The sequence below is a fragment of the Nonomuraea sp. NPDC003201 genome (genome assembly GCF_053590415.1).
This window is the reverse complement of sequence record NZ_JBSFTC010000240.1, coordinates 1-17,503: the sequence shown is the minus strand read 5'-3', so window position 1 is coordinate 17,503 and position 17,503 is coordinate 1. Positions and strand designations below refer to the sequence as shown.

Genomic DNA, 17,503 nt, shown 5'->3' with positions numbered 1-17,503 from the left:
GAGCCCCAGCTCCAGCAGGCCGAGCGCCCAGGTGGCCAGCGCGGCGCTGGCCGGCGCGTCGTGGTCGGCGCAGTGGGCCAGGCTCGACTCGGCGTAGGCCCGGCAGCGCTTCTCGTCGCCGTTCATCGCGGCGATCAGCGCGACCACGCCGCTCAGGTGGCCGACCCGGTGGGTCTGGCCGAGGTCACCGGCGAGCTTCAGCCCCTCGCTGGCCTGCCTGAGCGCTTCGGCGTTGCGGCCGCTCAGCAGGAGAGCGTGGGACTGGAGCTGCAGGGCGTACGGCAGGAGCCCCATCAGGTCCTGGTGGCGGCAGTCGGTCACCAGCGTGGAGGTGAGGCGCAGCGCCGCGCCGGCGTCGGCGGCCATCAGGCCCAAAGAGGTGGCGGTGATGGCCTGCTGGGTGGCCAGCGCGGGCGTGTGCTCGACCAGCTCGCCGATGGCGGCGAAGCCGCTGAACCGGCCACCCGCCATGATCTTCGCCAGCGGGGGGAGCGACCGGGCCAGGGGAGCGGACCAGGTGGGCTGGGCCTCCGGCCATACGACCTGCGAAGCCGTCGGCGCCGCCCAGACGGCGGCGGCGATCTGGCCGGCCAGCCCCTCGTCGCCGCTGTAGCCGAACAGGCGGATCGCGTCGGCGATCATGACGATGGCCGTCGCGTGGTCGTCGTCGTCGATCCTGGCCACCGAGTCCAGCAGCATCCGCGCGGCCTTGGCCGGCGAGCCGATCTCGGCCTCCACGGTGGCCAGCACGCGGGCGGCCGAGGCCAGCGTCGAGGGCGCGGTGCTCAGCCTGGTCGCGCGGGTCGCCAGGTCCGCCGCGCGGCGCAGGTGCCCCGCGTCGCACGCGGCGAGCGCGGCGGCGGCATGGTGCCGGGCGCGTGACTCGGGGCCGGCGGTCAGCTCGGCCGCGCGCTCCAGCGCCGCCGACGTCCCGATGGCCGCCAGCTCGCGCGCGATCTCCTCGTCCGGCTCCAGCGCGGCGGCGGCGCGATGCCAGACCCGCCGCTCGGGCGACACCTCGGCCAGGGCCCGGTGCGCGGCGATGCGGGCCGAGACCGGCGCGGACTGGTAGGCGGCGACCAGGATCAGCAGGTGGCGAGGGGTGAGCCCGGTCGGCCGCACTTCGACCAGCTGGGCGGTCTCGGCGGGCTCCAGATCGGCCGGGGTCGCTCGGGCGGCGGCGAGGAGCTCGGGCTGAGAGGTCGGCATCGCTCCGGCGGCGTCGCGGAGCTCGGGCTGAAAGGCGGGCATCGCTCGGGCGGCGGCGAGGAGTTCGGAGAGGGAGGCCGCGGGGTCGGCGGCGGCCAGCAGGAGGAGGGAGCGGGTCCGGTCGGGCAGCGCGCGTAAGCGCTCGCCGTACAGCTGGTCGGCCCGCCGCGAACGCCCGGGCCAGCCGGTGTGGAGGCCCAGCGGCGACAGCCTGCCCTCGACCTGCGCGGGGCCGATCCCCGCGGCCAGCTCACGCAGGGCCAGCGGGTTGCCGCGAGCATCCGCGACGATCCGCTCACGCACCTGCGGGACGATGCCCGGCCGGCACTCGGCGACGATGTCCAGCGCCGCCTGCCTGTCGACACCCCGCAGGTCCAGCTCGTCGATCTCCCGCAGCACGGTCAGCTCGCCCTCGGCGGCCACCAGGATCACCACGCGCGCGGCGGCGAGGCGGCGGACGCAGAAGGACAGGACCGCCAGGCTCTCCCGGTCCAGCCAGTGCGCGTCGTCGATCAGGCAGAGCACGGGCCGCCGTCCCGCCAGGTGGCGCAGGAGGTTCCAGACCGGCAGGTACGGCGAGCGCGGCCAGGCGGGTTCGCCGGGAACCTGTCCCAGGGGCTCCGGCTCGCCCAGGCGGTCGAGGAGGTCGCGTTGCCCGGCGGGCAGGTGTTTCCAGTGCGGGCGGGTGGTCGCCAGCAGCATGTGCAGGCCGCCGTACGGGAGGTGGGACTCCTCGGGGGCGCCGGAGGCGCGCAGCACGATTTGATCACTCGCGATCTCGGCCGCGAAGTCGAGCAACGCGCTCTTGCCCGCCCCGGCTTCCCCGCGGACCATCAAGGCACCGCTCTCACCAGCGAGAAGTCGCGTGATTCCGGCCTGCTCCGCGATGCGCCCGTGCAGCACGAGGCGAGAGTACCGGACTCGTAGTGGATCTCATACCTAACCGGGAACATTCAGACGTGCTTGATCCACGTCATCCGTACTGATGTGGGACGGGCGGGCCGCGATTACGGTCGCCGCCGTGAGGAACCGTTGGGCCACCCGTCTTTGCGCTGCACTGACGGTGACCACTCTTGTCATCGGCGTAGCAGGTCAGGCAGCCTACGCGGCTCCCAAGGAGCCCGCGCTCCCCGAGCAGCTGCTGGGCTCGGCGGCGAACCGCGCCCACCAGGCGACGGCGGAGGCGACCCGGGCGAAGACCGAGCTGCCGGCGCGGGCCACCGCCAAGCCGCCCAAGGGGACCGTGCCGCGGGAGGCCCCGAAGCCGCCCGAGCCTGTCTCCCGGCTGTCGAACACCCCGCAGCGGGTGGGCAAGGCGACCGCCAAGCCGGGCAAGAGGGAAGCCCACGGGTTCGTCGCCGAGCAGAGCAAGGCGGTGCCCACGCTGGGAGACGCGACGTCGAAGGTCTTCCAGAACCCCGACCACACCTACACCGTGCGCACGTACTCCAGGCCAGTGCGCTATCGCACGGCCACGGGGGAGTGGGCGGACATCGACGTCAACCTGACCGGCGCGGACGGACGCTGGCGGCAGGCGGCCAACGACGTCGGGGTCGAGGTGGCCGACGACGCCGCCGACCCCAGGCTCCAATCGCTCACCCTGGACGCGGAGCACAGCCTGTCCTTCGCCCTCCAAGGCGCAAAAAGCACCAAAGCCACTATTTCACGAAATATCGCGAAATATCGGGGGGTGCTGCCTGAGGCGGACATCGAGGTCGAGGCCACCTGGAACGGTATCAAGGAGTCGCTGGTCCTGACCTCGCGCCAGGCCGCGACCGGCCCCTGGGACTTCCCCTTCCAGGCCAAGGGCTTGACGGCGCGAAGCTCGTCGCAGGGCGTGGAGTTCGTGGACGAGCGGGGCGCCGTCCGCATCACCGTCCCCGCCGGATTCATGCGCGACGCCGCCGGCGCCCGCTCCGACGCGGTCCGCTACACCCTCGTCGGCGACGTCCTGCGCGTCAGCGCCGACCAGAAGTGGCTGCGCGACAAGGACCGCGCGTTCCCGGTGGTCGTCGACCCCTCCTCGTACGTGCGCACCACCAGCGGCGCCGCCTCCGACACGTACGTCGACAACCACTCCGGCGCGAACCACTCCGGCAGTGACCAGCTCCTGGTCGGCTCCCAGGACGGCACCAAGCGCAACAACGCCTACATCAACTTCAACCTCGCCTCCCAGATCCCCCACGCCTACGTGACCGGCGCCGCGCTCTTCCTCTACAACACCCTGTCGAACTCCTGCTCGGCCAACCCCGTCACGGTGAAGGCCATCACCAGCAGCTGGAACGTCGGCACGATCGCCTCCTATCCCGGCGTGACGCTCGGCGACACCTGGGGCTCGGCCGGCTTCACCGGCGGCGTCACCTGCGGCGGCGCCGCCTGGGCGTGGATCGGGATCAACAGCGCGGGCCTGTCCGCCCTGTCGGACTGGGCCAACGGCGCGGGCAACAACGGCCTGGCGCTGACCGCCGACAGCTTCAAGGAGTTCGCCAGCGCCAACTCGGCCAACCCGCCGTACCTGCAGGTGGACTACAGCCCCTGGCGAGCGCTGTACGCGATCGACTCCGGCGCCACGATCGACCCGCCGGTGACGGCCAACAGCGCCGGCCGGCTCCCCGTCACGGTGATCAACAACGGGATGAACTCCTGGTCCCCCGGCACGGTCAAGCTGGGCTACAAGGTCTACACCACCGGTGGCACCTTCGTGGGCAGCTCCACCGCGGCCGCCGCGCTGCCCGCCACGATCGGCAACAACGGCTCGGCGAAGGTGAGCGCCACGATCGACCCGCTCAACCCGGGCTCGTACCAGATCTGCTGGGACATGGTGACGAACGGGCAGTTCTTCTCCGACTGGGGCGTACCCGTCTGGTGCGTGAGCCTGACCGTGCTCAACCTGCCGCCCCAGATCGACTCGATGTGGCCGGGCAGCGGGTACGTGGAGTCCACGCTGACGCCGGAGTTCACGGCGTCCGGCCATGACGGGGACGAGTGGCCCGGCGGGGAGCTGAACTTCATCTTCAACGTCTGCCTGGTCTCCGACCCCGGCACGTGCCCCGCGGCCGGTCTGGTCACGGGCGACTCCAACACCGGTGCCCAGACCGCGAGCTGGGCGGTGCCGCAGGGCAAGCTCAAGTGGGGCGAGCAGTACATGTGGCGCGTCCTGGTCACCGACGGCAAGGACTCCAGCCCGGCGTCCGGGTGGAGCACGTTCCGCACGGTCGTGCCGCAGCCTTTGGTCTCCTCACACGTCTCCGACAGCGCGGGCACGGCCGCCGTCAAGGGCATCGACCCGCTGACCGGCCAGTACGCGGCCACCACCACGGACGCGAGCCTCACCAGCGCCGGCCCCGCGCTGGCGGTCACCCGCTCGTACAGCAGCCTGAACTCGCGCACGGGGATGTTCGGCGTGGGCTGGACCACCGCCTACGACATGAAGATCGTCACCGACAACGACTTCACCGGCAACGTCGTGGTCACCTACCCCGACGGACGGCAGGCGCGCTTCGGCCGCAACCCCGACGGCACGTACGCCCCGCCCGAGGGCCGGTCGGTGAGCCTGGTGAAGACCGATCTGGCCTGGTTCCTGCGCGACAAGTCCGGCGGCGCGTACGTGTTCGACCCGAACGGCCGGCTGACCGCGATCTACGACGACGACCAGCACGCCGAGTACCTCACCTACAACGGCGACGGCACCCTAGCCAAGGTCGTGAACAAGGTCAGCGGCCGCGGCCTCTACTTCACCTGGAACAGCGGGGTGGTGACCTCGGTCGCCACCGATCCCGCCCAGGGGGCGCCCGCGTGGACCTACGGCTACGGCTACGGCTTGCTCGCCCAGGTCTGCCCGCCGGGCACGACGACGGCCTGCACGAAATACTCCTACAAAATGGTGTCGCACTACCGGACGGCCGTCGTGGACGCCGCCCCCGCGATGTACTACCGGCTCCACCAGAGCGCGGCCAACGAGGCCCGGCTGTTCGTCGGCCAGGACGACGCGGAGGCGGTCAACCTCTCCTACGGCGCGGCGGGCGCCCCGGCCGGGACCACGGACGGCTCGGCGACGTTCAACGGCACGAGCTCGTACCTGCGCATGCCGTACAGCGTGACCGACGAGACCACCTACGCGGCGGTCGGCATGTGGTTCAAGACCACGAAGGCCGGCGTGCTGTACGGCGCGCAGCTGAACACGCTGGAGGACTCCCGGGGCCCGCTGCCCTGGGGCTTCCTGCCGATGCTCTACGTCGGGACCGACGGGAAGCTGCACGGCCAGATGGCCGACGACGGCAGCTGCGGCTCGATGGCCTCGACCGCGGCCGTGAACGACGGGGCCTGGCACCACGTGGTGCTGACCTCGAGCGGGACCTGGCAGAGCCTGTACGTGGACGGGTCGATGGTGGCCAGCCGCACCAAGCAGATCAAGCCCACCCATCTCCCGTACGCCAGCGTCGGGGCCGGCTACACGACCACCTCGGGGTGGTGCCCCGCCGCGCCCGCCGACGCGCGCGGCCACTTCACCGGCCAGATCGACGACCCCGCCTTCTACACCCACCCGCTCGGTTCCACGTCGGTCGCCGCCCAGTACGCGGCCGGGCAGTACACGGGAGTGCTGGAGACGGTCAAGCTGCCCTCGGGCAAGCTGCAGGCCACGCTCGCGTACGACGCCCAGAACGACCGCGTCGCCTCGGTGACCGACGCGGGCGGCGGGAAGTGGCGGGTCTACCCGGCCCAGACGCAGGCCGGCACCGAGTACTACCCGAGCGCGGTCCTGGGCGCCCGGCCGCGCGAGTACTACCGCCTGGCCGAGTACTCCGGCACCCGGGCGGCCAGCGCGGCGTACGGCGACGGGCGCGACACCGACGCGACCTATCACAACGTCTCCCTGAACCAGACCGCGCCCATCTTCCTGGCCACCGGCGGCGACACGGCCGCCGGGTTCAACGGCTCCAGCTCCTACCTGGAGCTCCCCGACGGGGAGATCAAGGGCGGCGGAGATCTGTCGGCCGAGCTGTGGTTCAAGACCGCCAAGCCCGGCGTCCTGCTCGCCTACCAGGCCCAGGCCATCACCGACCCGGCCGGGCCGCAGGCGAATTACACGCCCGCGCTGTACGTCGGGACGGACGGCAAGCTGCGCGGCCAGTTCTGGGACGGCGCCGCGGTCGCGCCGATCACCACGGGCAAGAGCGTGACCGACGCGAGCTGGCACCACGTCGTGCTGACGGCCTCCGGCGGCACCCAGTGGCTCTGGCTGGACGGCGCCGTGGTCGGGACCAGGTCCAAGGGGCCGGTGTCCACGGTCGCGCAGAACCACGTCTACGTCGGCGCCGGCTTCATCGCCGGCAACTGGCCCGCCAAGCCCTCGGACACCCTGGGCCACTTCACCGGCACCATCGACGAGGTGGCGATCTACTGGAGCAGCCTGGGCACGGACGCGATCGAGGCGCACTACCAGGACGTCGCGACGTTCGGCATCCCCGCCACCACGGTGCTCGCCGCCGACCCGGGCGACAAGCCGATGGTCTACAGCTTCGACCCCCGGCACGGCGGCCGCCCGACCTCGCTGTACGACGCCTCGGGCGGCACCACGCGGTACGGCTACGACCTCAACGGCAACCTGGCCTCGGTGACCGACCCGGACGGGCACACCACCCAGCTGTTCAACGACGACCGGGGCAACGCGGTCATGAAGGTGACCTGCCGGGGCCCGCGCTCCTGCCAGACCTCCTACTTCACCTACTACCTGGACTCCGGCGACCCGCTGAACCCCCGCAACGACAAGCTCACCGGCGCGTACGACGCCCGGGCCGGCGCGGGGAACGACCCGGCGCACCGCACCGGCTACACCTACGACATCTCCGGCGACCTGCTCAGCGTCACCACGCCTCCCGTGAGCGGATCCGCCGGCCGTACCACCAGATACGCCTACACCGACGGCAGCGAGGCCGCCGTCGACGGCGGCACCACCCCGGACGGGCTGCTCGCCTCCGTGACCACCCCCGGCGGCAGGACCACCCGGTACGGCTACCGCCAGAACGGCGACCTCGCCCAGGTGGTGGACCCGGCCGGGCTCACCACGAAGTACGACTACGACGGCGCCGGCCGGCCCACCTCCGTGACCGAGGTCTCCGACACGTTCCCGAACGGCGTCGTCACCTCGATGGGGTACGACGCGCTCAACCACCTCACCGCCACCGTCGGCCCCGCGACCACGGACGCGATCAGCGGCGTCAAGCACCTGCCGTGGGTCATCTACACCTACGACGTCGACGGCAACGTCTCCAAGGTCGAGCAGACGGACCCCACCGGCAAGGACGCCACCCGCACCACGAACTACACCTACGACTCCGCGGCCCGCGTCTCGTCCGTCAAGGACGCCGCGGGCAAGACCACCACCTACGGCTATGACTCCTACGGCAACCTCACCAGCACCGTGGACGCCACCGGCGCCGACCACCGGCGCACCTACGGGCCGACCGGCCTGCTGCTGACCACCAGCATCGCCAACTGGGTCGGCGACCCGCTGGACAACGACGCCCCCAAGGAGCTCGTCCTCGAATCCCGCGCCTACGACCCGGCGGGGCGCCTGGCCACGGTCACCGACGCCATGGGCCGTACCACCCGCTACCGCTACTTCGACGACAACCTGCTCGAATCGGTCTGGGCCGAGGGCTTCCGCAACGCCGACGGGTCCACCCGGGACATCCCGCTCCAGCAGAACACCTACGACAGCGCGGGCAACCTCGTCCAGCGGATCACCGGCAACGGCAAGAGCACGACCGCGTACACCGTGGACGCCGCCAACCGCACCACCGAGGCCCTGCTCGACCCCACCGGCATCAAGCGCAAGACCACGTACGGCTACGACGACGACGATCACCTGATCACCCTGGTCCAGGCCCAGAACAGCGGCTACACGTGGACCACGTACGAGCTCGACCCGCTGGGCCGGCCCCTCTCCCAGAAGGTCTGGGACGGCGACAATTGGCTCACGACCGCCTGGACCAGGGACCAGCGGGGCCTGCCGCGGACGCTGACCGACCCGCGCGGCGCGGTGACCGACTACACCTATGACGAGGCGGGCCGGCTCACCACGACCAAGGCGCCGACGGTGGCCATCGAGCACTTCGGCGGCGCGCCGTACAACGTCAGGCCGACGACGCGGACCGGCTTCGACAGCTTCGGCGACGTCGTGACGAGCGAGGACGCCGAGGGCTACCGGACCACGATCACCTACGACGCCATGAGCCGGCCGCTCGTCCTCACCCTGCCCGCCTACACGCAGCTCGGCGCCGGAGCCACGGTGACCGGGAGCACCACCAGGACGTACGACGCGCTGGGCCGCATGACGAGCGTCGTGGACGCGCTCGGCCACGGCGACACCTACACCTACAACCAGCTGGGCAACGTGGTCGCCACCACGGACGCGGCGGGCAACCGGTCGCGGTCGGGCTTCGACGCGGCCGGCGAGTGGCTCTGGACGCGGGACCAGGCGGGCCGGGTGACCGGGGCGACGTACGACGACCTCGGCCGCCGGGTCTCCACCACCGCCGTCGAACGCACACCGGCCGCGGCCGGCTACACCACGACCTACGAGTACGACGACGCGGGCAACCTGACCTACGTCAACACGCCGTCGGGCGCGCGCAGCCAGTTCGGCTACAACGCGGCGGGCGAGGTCGTGGTCGACGTCAACCCGCTGAACCAGGCCCACTGGTACACCCGCGACCACGCCGGCCGGGTGACCAAGGTCCTCAACCCGGACGGCACCGGCAGCACCCTGGCGTACGACGGCGCCGGCCGGGCGACCGCGATGGCCGACCTCGACGCGTCGGGCGGCCAGCTGCGGTCGATGACGATCGGCTACGACGCGGGGGGCAACCCGGTCACCGTCAACCGGCCCGGCGGCGGGGTCGCCACCTACGACTACGACGCGCTGAACCGGATGACCGGCCAGCACGAGAAGACCACGTCCGCGCACTCCGTCACCACGACCTTCGGCTACGACGCCGCGGGCAACCGGACCCGCTTCACCGACGGCAACGGCAACGCGACCTCGTACGCCTACAATCCGTGGAACCTCCAGACGGCGATGCTCGTCCCGGCGACCACGGCGTACACGACGCCCGCCCAGCGCCAGACGATCACCGACTACGACGCGGCCGGCCGCCCCTTCCAGGTCACCAAGCCGGGCGGGGTCACCGTCGCCCGCACCTTCGACGCGCTGGACCGGCTGACCGCGGAGACCGGCGCGGGCGCCGAGAGCGCCACGACCGCCCACAGCTTCGGCTACGACGCCGTGAGCCGGCTCACCTCGGCCGGGGGCGACACCTTCGGCTACGACGATCGCGATCATCTCGTCAGCACGGCGGGGCCGTCCGGCACGGCGTCCTTCACCTACGACGCCGACGGCCGCATGAAGACCCGCACCGACAAGGCGGGCACCGCCGCCTACGACTACGACGCGGGCAGCCGCCTCGCCACGGTCCGCGACCCGCTCACCGGCGGGACCGCGACCTACACCTACGACTCGATGGACCAGCTCAAGGGCGTGGACTACGGCGGGGCCAAGCGCTCCTTCGAGTACGACGCGCTGCACCGGCCCACCTCCGACACGCTCAAGACGGCAGCGGGCGCGACGCTGGCCGCCATCGGCTACGGCTACGACGACGCCGACCGGCTCACCAGCAAGACCACGACCGGTACGGCGGGCGCCGGGGCCAACACCTACGGCTACGACCTGGCGGGCAGGCTGACCTCGTGGAACTCGGTCGCGTACGAGTACGACGACGCGGGCAACCGGACCAAGGCCGGCCCGGCCGCCGCCGTCTACGACGCGCGCAACCAACTGGTCTCCGACGGGTCGGCCGGCTACGCCTACACGGCGCGCGGCACCCTCAGATCCAGGACGCCGAGCGGCGGGAGCGCGAGCGCGACGAGCTACGACGCGTTCGACCGGATGATCAGCGACGGCGCCACGACCTACGCCTATGACGGGCTGGACCGGCTCGCCTCCACCGCGGGCGTCACGTTCAGCTACTCCGGGCTGGGCAACACCCCGGCCGCGGCGGGGACCGAGCTCTACGGCAGGGACCCGGCGGGCGACCTCGTGTCCGTCGCGGGCCTGTACGCCTACACCGACCGGCACGGCGACCTCACCGCCACCTTCACCGGCGCGGGCGCGCTGACCGATTCGGTGGCCTACGACCCGTACGGGAAGGTCGTCGCCAGCTCGGGCACCAAGCGGGGCGTCGGCTACCAGGGCGGCTGGACCGACCCGGCCAGCGGCAAGGTCAACATGGCCGCCCGCTGGTACGACCCCGGCACCGGCGCGTTCCCCAGCAGGGACACGCTCGAGGTGGATCCGGTGCCGTCGATGAAGGGCAACCGCTTCACCTACGCGGACGGCGACCCGCTCAACCGGGTGGACCCGACCGGCCACTTCGGCTGCCCCGCCTTCGTGTGCGGCACCGCCAAAGAAGTGATCAAGGTCGTCAAGGTGGACATCGCCCGGCCGATCTGGAACGCGGCCGACTACATCCTCGTCGGCGGCGGGGAGGTCGGCGCGGCCGCGCGCGGCTCACGGGTCTGCGGTCCGGTCTGGCTCTACTGTCTCGCGGCGGTCGGCGTCGGCGCGGGCCTGGGCTACTTCGCGGGCAAGTGGTGGAAGAACAACTGGTGGAAGGGCTGGCCGGACGGCAGCGGGCCGTACATCGAGTATCCGGACGGCGGCAGCTCGCCGGGCAAGGGCAGGACCGGCGGCGGCCCGGGCGAGGACACCCCCGGCACGGGCGGGAAGGGGCCGCACAAGACACCCAAGACGGATCCTCCGCCGCCGCCTCCGCCGCCCACGCCCCAGGAGCTCGCCGACATCGCCGCGAAGACGCGCGCGACCAGGCCGGGCCCCATCGACCACGACCGGCTGCCCGGTCCGGCGGGCACCTCGCTGGCCGACGCGCTCGACAAGGGGCTCACGCACAGGGTCGACAACGCCATCGACAAGATCCTGGACAAGGTCGGCGTGGCCTTCACCCCGACCGAGGCCGGGGCGGGCGACGGGCAGCCCAACGGCGGGTTCGCCCCGGCCCCGCACGTCGTCGGCCAGTGCTCGGGGGTGTTCGGCGCGGACGCGATGCAGGACTGCCGCGTCGATCCGGGCCCGGGCGTCCCGCAGGACCCGTCGGTGCGGCTGGACCCCTGCCGCGGCGTGACGGGCGCCGGCTCCTCCTGCCTCTCCACACCCGGGCCGCTCGGGACCGCGAGCGCCGGCGACGGATCCGGCACGGGGGCGCGCGGGCCGCTCGCCGCCGACGACCCCTTCGTGCTGGCACGCGCCGGCGACCGGCCGCGCTGGGCCGCCAGGCTCCCGATGAACATGGACACGGTCCGGCGGGTGGCCCAGGACTGGGACATCCGGATCGACGACCTGACCATCAAGATCGACAAGAGGATGGACGGGCTGGCCGGCGTGACCTACCCCGACCAGACGGTCCTGCTCCGGCGGGCCGCCTTCCGCAGCGAGGAACTGCTGGCCCGCACCCTCGCCCACGAGCGGTACCACGTGGAGGACCTGCGCCAGGGCGGCGTCTATCCGAGGTCCAAGGAAGAAGCGGGACCGTACGAGGACCGGGCCTACGCCTTCGAGGACGAGTGGTGGGCCAACCATCCACGTAACCAGTGACGGAAGATGGACGTGTACGCAGAGGACAGCACCGAGGCGGACCCGTTGCCGAACACCCATGACGAGGCGCTCCGATGGGAGAGCTGGCTGCACGCCTACGAGCAGGCTCGTGCCGAGCTGCCCGGACCGATCTCCGGGCCTTGCCCGAACTGCGGACGGGCCTGCCTCCGCCTGGTGTACCGGCTCAGGATCCCTCACCTGCTCGTCGGTGAGGCCCACTTCTGGTGCGACCACTGCCTGAAGGGGCCTTACCTCGGCAGCGTCGAGATCCCCGAGGCGGCCGCGGGGGAGGCGGACGAGCAGGCGTACCAGCGGCTGGAAGCCACGATCCCGGACTACGAGCTCGTCCCCCCTGCGATCTAGGCGGTGTCCGGGCCGTAGAGCGCGGCCAGGTCCTCGGAGGTGGACCACCGGCTGTAGGTGGGCGACTGCGGCCAGCCGTCGGGCGAGTCCTGCCACACCTCCTGCCGCCCGTACGGCAGCAGGTCGATCAGCGCGAAGGTGTGGGTGAGCTGCTCGGTGCCCCGGCCGTTGGTGTGCCAGGTGCGATAGACGGTGTCGTCGTCACGCAGGAACACGTTGACGGCGAAGCCTTCTCCGGGCGGTGCGCCGACGTCGGCGCCGAACGGGCTGTTCGCGGTGGAGTACCAGGTCATGTTGTTCCCGACCCGCCGCTTGTAGGCGAGTGCCTCGTCGATCGGGCCCTGGGTGACGACGACGAAGCGGGCATCGTAGTTGTCCAGGAACTCCAGCCGGGTGAACTGCGAGGTGAACCCCGTGCAGCCCGGGCACTGCCACTCCTTGCCCGGGAACCACATGTGGTTGTAGACGATCAGCTGCCTCTTGCCTTCGAAGACGTCCGCCAGCCGAACCGGTCCGTCCTCGCCCTCAAGGGTGTAGTCCGGCATCCGCACCATCGGCAGGCGGCGGCGCTGGGCGGCGACGGCGTCGAGTTCCCGCGTCGCGGCCTTCTCCCGGGCACGCAGTGCTTCGAGCTGACGCTGCCAGGTGTCGGCGTCGACGACGGGCGGTAGTGCCTTTGTGCTCATGGTCCCTCACTGATCACGTGCGGAGTTTGCAGGTGCATCGGTAGAGACCTGGCCCGGCCGCCGAACTCATCGGTGGCCGGCCTGCTTTTGGGCAGCCTGTTCGAGGCGTTCGCGGTAGTCCGTCCACCACGTCTGGTCGGCGCCCGGCAGGAGATCGTTGTCCTGGCGGCCGACGGCGCCGTCGATCAGCTCGCGGACGATGTCGGCGTGACCGGCGTGGCGGTTGGTCTCGGCGAGCACGTGGACGAGGACGCGGTGCAGGGAGACGGGGTTGCGGTCGGCCGGCCACCAGGCGACCTCACCGGTCGCGTCCAGGGGCAGCTCCTCGATCGTGGCGTCCGCGTGGGCCCAGGCGCGACGGTAGAGGGCGATGATCTGCTCGCGGGACTCGTCGGGCGTCGCCCACATGTCCGCGTTCTCCTCGGCGTCCTGCTCGAGCCAGGGCAGCGGCTCGCCGGACGGGCGGCCGAAGGTGTCGCCGAAATAGCCGAGCTCGACGCCGGCCAGGTGTTTGACCAGACCGAGGAGATTGGTGCCGGTCGGAGTCAGGGGGCGGCGGACGTCGTACTCGGAGAGGCCGTCGAGCTTCCACAGGAGGGACGCGCGGACGGTCTTGAGATAGTGATGGAGGTCCGCTTTCGGGTCTGATGTCTGCATGTCGGGCATTGTGCCAGGTGTCCGCGCCGGTGGCCGGGCCTCTATCCTGGGGCTGCCGCTTCGGCCGGACGGTCACGGAGGATCGGAAGCCCTTTGAGACATCGGACTTTCCTCGCCGCACGCATCGACCAGTGGTCACGCGAGCACCCCAGGCGGCTGGATCTGGCACTGACCGGTTTGATGTGGCTGGTTTCCGGCCTGCCGAGCGCTCTCGCGGGGCTGCCCGCCTTCCTCGTCGCGACGGCGGCCATTCTCCCGCTCGTCGTGCGGCGACGCTTCCCGGCCGCGGTACTCCTCTGGTCGGCCGCGGTCTTCGGCGTCCAGCTCATGGTGGTGCCGATTCCGTTGCCGGCCAACCTCGCGCAAGCGGTCGTCGTCTACACCGTTGCCGCGCACGTCGTCTCTCTGCCGATCCGCCTGCTCGCCCTCGGTGCCGCGCTGGCCGGGAGCGTGCTCGCCGGTCTCCGATGGAGCACGCCGCCGGAATACCCGGTCAACGTGTTCAAGAACGCGGTGGTTCTGGGGATTCTGTCGGTGCTGGTCTGGGTCATCGGCAATCTCGTCCGCGGCCGCCAGGCCAACATGAGTGCGCTGCGTGAGGCGAGTGCCCGGCTCGAGGAGAGCCGGTTGCACCGCGAACGGTTCGTCGTGCAGCAGCAACGTGTCGCCGCGGCACGGGAGATCCACGACATCGTGGCCCACTCTCTCACCGTCGTGATCGTGCAGGCCGACGGCGCGGAGTACGCCGCCGAGCACGCGCAACCCTGGGACCGCGGGGACGCGGGAAGGGTCTTCGCCACCATCGGGCGTACCGCGCGGTCGGCCCTCGCCGAGGTGCGTGGCGTCATCGAGGTTCTCCGTGAGGCCGACGCCGACGGGCCGGACGAACCGCGCGGGGCCGGGCTGGGACTCGCCGAGCTGCGGCAGCTCGTGGACTCGGTACGGGCGGCGGGACTCGCCGTGGAGGTCGAAGCAGAGCCGGCCGCGTTCGACGACGTTCCCACCGCGATACGGTTTGCTGTGCTCCGTGTCGTCCGGGAGTCACTGACGAACGTGTTGAAGCACGCCGGCCCGTACGCGGCGGCGCACGTGGTGGTCGCGAGGGCACAGGGAGGGATCATGGTACGAGTCGAGGACGACGGAGTCGGTGTCGCCGACCCGATCGCGGACCACGGCTCCGAGCCTGGCTACGGCCTCGACGGCATGCGGGAGCGTCTGCGCGCTCTGGGCGGAGTCCTGGAGGCGGGTCCACGCCCCGGCGGCGGGTTCGCAGTCGATGCCGCGATCCCCGTCGCCGTTCTGCCGCCTTCCGCGCGACCCGCGGGCTTCGCCGCCGCGCCGGGTGGCACGGGGCGAAGCGGCGAGCGATGAGCCCCGGCCGCGTCATCCGCGTCTTCCTGGTGGACGACCAGGAGCTGGTACGGACCGGGTTCGAGATGATCCTCGACGCCACCCCGGACCTGCGGGTCGTCGGATCGGCCGCCGACGGGCGGACGGCCCTGGACGCGCTGCGGCGGCCGGAGCACCGTGCGGACGTCGTCCTGATGGACATCCGCATGCCGGGGCTCGACGGCGTGGAGACCACCCGGCGGCTGCTGGCCACACCCGACCCGCCACACGTCGTCATGCTGACCACGTTCGACGACGATGAGCTCGTCCTGGCCGCCCTTCGAGCCGGGGCGGCCGGGTTCCTGCTCAAGGACGCGGGCGCGGCGGAGTTGCTGGCGGCGATCCGGGCAGCCGCCGCCGGGGAGGCGCCTGTCGCGCCGAGGCTCGTACGTCGCCTGATCGACTCGTTCGTCCTCGCACCGCCCGTGACCACACCCGCCGAGCCCCCGCCCGCCGCCGCGTCCAGACTGGAGCGTCTCACCACCCGCGAACGCGAGATCCTCGCCTCCGTCGGCCTGGGACTCACCAACGCCGAGATCGCCGCGCGGCTTCAGCTGGCGGAGTCGACCGTCAAGACGCATCTCGGCTCGGTGCTGCGCAAGCTCGAGCTACGCGACCGTGTGCAAGCGGTCATCCTCGCGCAGACACAGGGGCTGACCGGCTGATCCCGATCGCGAGAGCGCAGATCGCCGTGCCGGCGAGCACGAACAGCCCGGTGTCACCGGCCAGGTACTCGCGCACCACCACGGGCTGCTCGGTCGAGATCGCGTGCTCCAGCAACAGGGCGAAGGTGGCGTTGTGCGCGAAGTGGGCCAGCACGACCGGCCACACGCTGCCGGACATGACGCGCAGATACCCGAAGAGGAACGAGAACGCGATCACCGAGCCACCGAACAGCAGGAGCACCAGGCTTCGGTTCCCTTCGCTGTGGTAATACGGCGTGAACAGGATGTACGGCAGGTGCCAGGCGATCCAGACCAGCCCGACCACGAGCATCGCCGAGCGCTCGCCCAGGAACGCGAGCCGCGGCTGCAGGTAGCCCCGCCAGCCGATCTCCTCCGCGAACGACAGGATCGGCCCGGTGACGGACACGGCGATCACCGACTGAAGCCAGTCGCCCTGCGGCGCGGTGAACCGGCCGAAGCCGAGCGCGACCGCACCCGCGGTGGCGAGCAGGCAGACGCCGGCGGTGGTGGCGAGCGCGAGCGGCCAGGTTCGCAGGCCGAGCCGTCCCATGCCGAGTCGGCGCCACCCGTCCCTGGAATACCCCTCTCGGGTGATGACGAGCAGCATGGCGATCACGACGAGCAGCGGCGAGAGGGCGAGGACGAGCCCTCCGGCGATGCCGGCGGTGCCCAGCGAGATCGTGAGCACGAGGACGATGAAGACGATCGACGTAGCGCGATCAGAGAGCCGTTCGAACACAGGCAGACCTTCCTTGGGGGAACCGGCCTGGCCAGTGTTCTCGACCGCGTCGTCGCCGCCATCCACCGGCGATCCGAATTTCGGCCGCCGCTGACCTGCCCCTTCCGCCCGCGGGACTAGGCCGCTGGTCCCGGAAGCCGGCGCTCACTCGACTGTCATTCCGCGTCCGGTGGCAACGGGACGTCGTAGGCGTTGAGCACCATCGAGATGGCGGCGTACTGCGCGATCAGGAAGACGAGTTCGGCCGTGCCGGACTCGCCGAAGGCGCCGGCCGCGGAGCGATAGAGCGCTCCCGGAAGCGGCGCGCCGGCATGGAGGCGAGCCGCCACATCGTGCGCGACCGACTCCTCCCGCGTCAGCTCCGGAGGCCGTTGCCCGGCGACCAGCCCCGCGACGACGCCGTCCGGCAGCCCCGTCTCCACCGCGATCCTGCTGTGAGAGTAGAGCTCGTACGCGGCGCCGTACCGGGAACCCGTGGTGAGGATGGCGACCTCACGCACCCGCGCCGGAAGCACACTGCCGTCCGTGACCGTCGTGAACCATTCCAGCAGCGGCCGGGCGAGGCCGGGAAAACGCAGCATCACGGGAAACGGGTGACCTCGGCGAGCCGGCGGTCTCCTGCCGGACCGTACGTCTGGTCCGCGTGGCTCCACACCACGATCGGCACCGCGCGGTCGGCGTCGACAGAGGAGGTGATGGTCGACTCGACGACGGCCTCGCCCGGAACACCGGTGTGCTCGGCGAAAGCCGCCACGAGGCGCACCATCGCGACGGTGACCCACGCGACGGCGCCCTCGCCGAGTGCCCACACTTCACCGCCGTCCGGGGGACTGTCGCGAAGTGTGCCCAGCTGGAGCGCGCCGAGCGCGGAGCCGTCCGCGTGGAGCTCGCAGTAATACGTGCCGGCCGGTTGGCCCGGACGCCGCGACGGCACGAAGGTCAGCCGGCCCGCGTGCGTCTCCGGCGGCTCGGATCCGATGGCGACCGGTGCGGGCCAGCCGGTGACGTGCTGACGTACCCATCGCCGCAGCTCGTCGCCGCTCGCCGCGCCGAACTCGACCGGTGCAGGGCTGACCGGCACCGCACCGACCACGAGCCACGGCGA

Annotated in this window: 10 protein-coding genes; 4 read left to right on the top strand and 6 right to left on the bottom strand. The window is 71.6% G+C overall.

What is annotated here, in order from left to right; translation table 11 throughout:
* On the bottom strand, positions 1 to 2,112 hold a 2,112-nt coding region (locus ACWDX9_RS46325), incomplete at its 3' end, for an AAA family ATPase (protein WP_449966725.1).
* A gap of 160 nt (positions 2,113 to 2,272) precedes the next feature.
* Here ACWDX9_RS46325 and ACWDX9_RS46320 point away from each other — a divergent pair.
* Positions 2,273 to 11,878, top strand: coding sequence for a LamG-like jellyroll fold domain-containing protein (locus ACWDX9_RS46320; RefSeq protein ID WP_449966722.1), 9,606 nt, complete (start codon positions 2,273 to 2,275; stop codon positions 11,876 to 11,878).
* Positions 11,879 to 11,884: 6 nt separating this feature from the next.
* Complete coding sequence (locus tag ACWDX9_RS46315; RefSeq protein ID WP_364266959.1) at positions 11,885 to 12,241, top strand: hypothetical protein; 357 nt, start codon at positions 11,885 to 11,887, stop codon at positions 12,239 to 12,241.
* Here ACWDX9_RS46315 and ACWDX9_RS46310 read toward each other — a convergent pair.
* Both ACWDX9_RS46310 and ACWDX9_RS46305 read right to left on the bottom strand, forming a co-directional pair.
* The gene (locus tag ACWDX9_RS46310) at positions 12,238 to 12,927 is read right to left on the bottom strand and encodes a DUF899 domain-containing protein (RefSeq protein WP_449966718.1); all 690 of its coding nucleotides are present in this window, start codon (positions 12,925 to 12,927) and stop codon (positions 12,238 to 12,240) included. The two genes, ACWDX9_RS46315 and ACWDX9_RS46310, sit on opposite strands and share 4 nt — an antisense overlap.
* Positions 12,928 to 12,993: 66 nt before the next feature.
* Positions 12,994 to 13,584 (bottom strand): DinB family protein, encoded by a 591-nt coding sequence (locus ACWDX9_RS46305; protein WP_449966716.1) that lies wholly within the window; start codon positions 13,582 to 13,584, stop codon positions 12,994 to 12,996.
* A 93-nt stretch (positions 13,585 to 13,677) separates the two neighbouring features.
* On the opposite strand from ACWDX9_RS46305, the gene ACWDX9_RS46300 reads away from it, so the two are divergent.
* Together ACWDX9_RS46300 and ACWDX9_RS46295 are read left to right on the top strand one after the other, a co-directional pair.
* The gene (locus ACWDX9_RS46300) at positions 13,678 to 14,955 is read left to right on the top strand and encodes a sensor histidine kinase (protein WP_449966713.1); all 1,278 of its coding nucleotides are present in this window, start codon (positions 13,678 to 13,680) and stop codon (positions 14,953 to 14,955) included.
* On the top strand, positions 14,952 to 15,638 hold the full coding sequence (locus ACWDX9_RS46295; protein WP_449966711.1) for a response regulator transcription factor: 687 nt from the start codon (positions 14,952 to 14,954) through the stop codon (positions 15,636 to 15,638). The genes ACWDX9_RS46300 and ACWDX9_RS46295 overlap by 4 nt, the downstream gene beginning before the upstream one ends.
* Here ACWDX9_RS46295 and ACWDX9_RS46290 read toward each other — a convergent pair.
* From ACWDX9_RS46290 to ACWDX9_RS46280, 3 genes are all read right to left on the bottom strand, one after another.
* On the bottom strand, positions 15,604 to 16,398 hold the full coding sequence (locus ACWDX9_RS46290; RefSeq protein WP_449966710.1) for a CPBP family intramembrane glutamic endopeptidase: 795 nt from the start codon (positions 16,396 to 16,398) through the stop codon (positions 15,604 to 15,606). The two genes, ACWDX9_RS46295 and ACWDX9_RS46290, sit on opposite strands and share 35 nt — an antisense overlap.
* Before the next feature lie 155 nt (positions 16,399 to 16,553).
* Positions 16,554 to 16,979 (bottom strand): carboxymuconolactone decarboxylase family protein, encoded by a 426-nt coding sequence (locus ACWDX9_RS46285; RefSeq protein WP_449966707.1) that lies wholly within the window; start codon positions 16,977 to 16,979, stop codon positions 16,554 to 16,556.
* The coding region (locus ACWDX9_RS46280; protein WP_449966704.1) for a hypothetical protein at positions 16,979 to 17,503 on the bottom strand (525 nt) is incomplete at its 5' end. The genes ACWDX9_RS46285 and ACWDX9_RS46280, both read right to left, overlap by 1 nt.

Excerpts from the sequence above, each read along its gene's own strand:
- ACWDX9_RS46315 (WP_364266959.1), top strand. The coding sequence starts at position 11,885 with ATGGACGTGTACGCAGAGGACAGCACCGAGGCGGACCCGTTGCCGAAC.
- ACWDX9_RS46310 (WP_449966718.1), bottom strand. The coding sequence starts at position 12,927 with ATGAGCACAAAGGCACTACCGCCCGTCGTCGACGCCGACACCTGGCAG.
- ACWDX9_RS46305 (WP_449966716.1), bottom strand. The coding sequence starts at position 13,584 with ATGCAGACATCAGACCCGAAAGCGGACCTCCATCACTATCTCAAGACC.
- ACWDX9_RS46295 (WP_449966711.1), top strand. The coding sequence starts at position 14,952 with ATGAGCCCCGGCCGCGTCATCCGCGTCTTCCTGGTGGACGACCAGGAG.
- ACWDX9_RS46285 (WP_449966707.1), bottom strand. The coding sequence starts at position 16,979 with ATGCTGCGTTTTCCCGGCCTCGCCCGGCCGCTGCTGGAATGGTTCACG.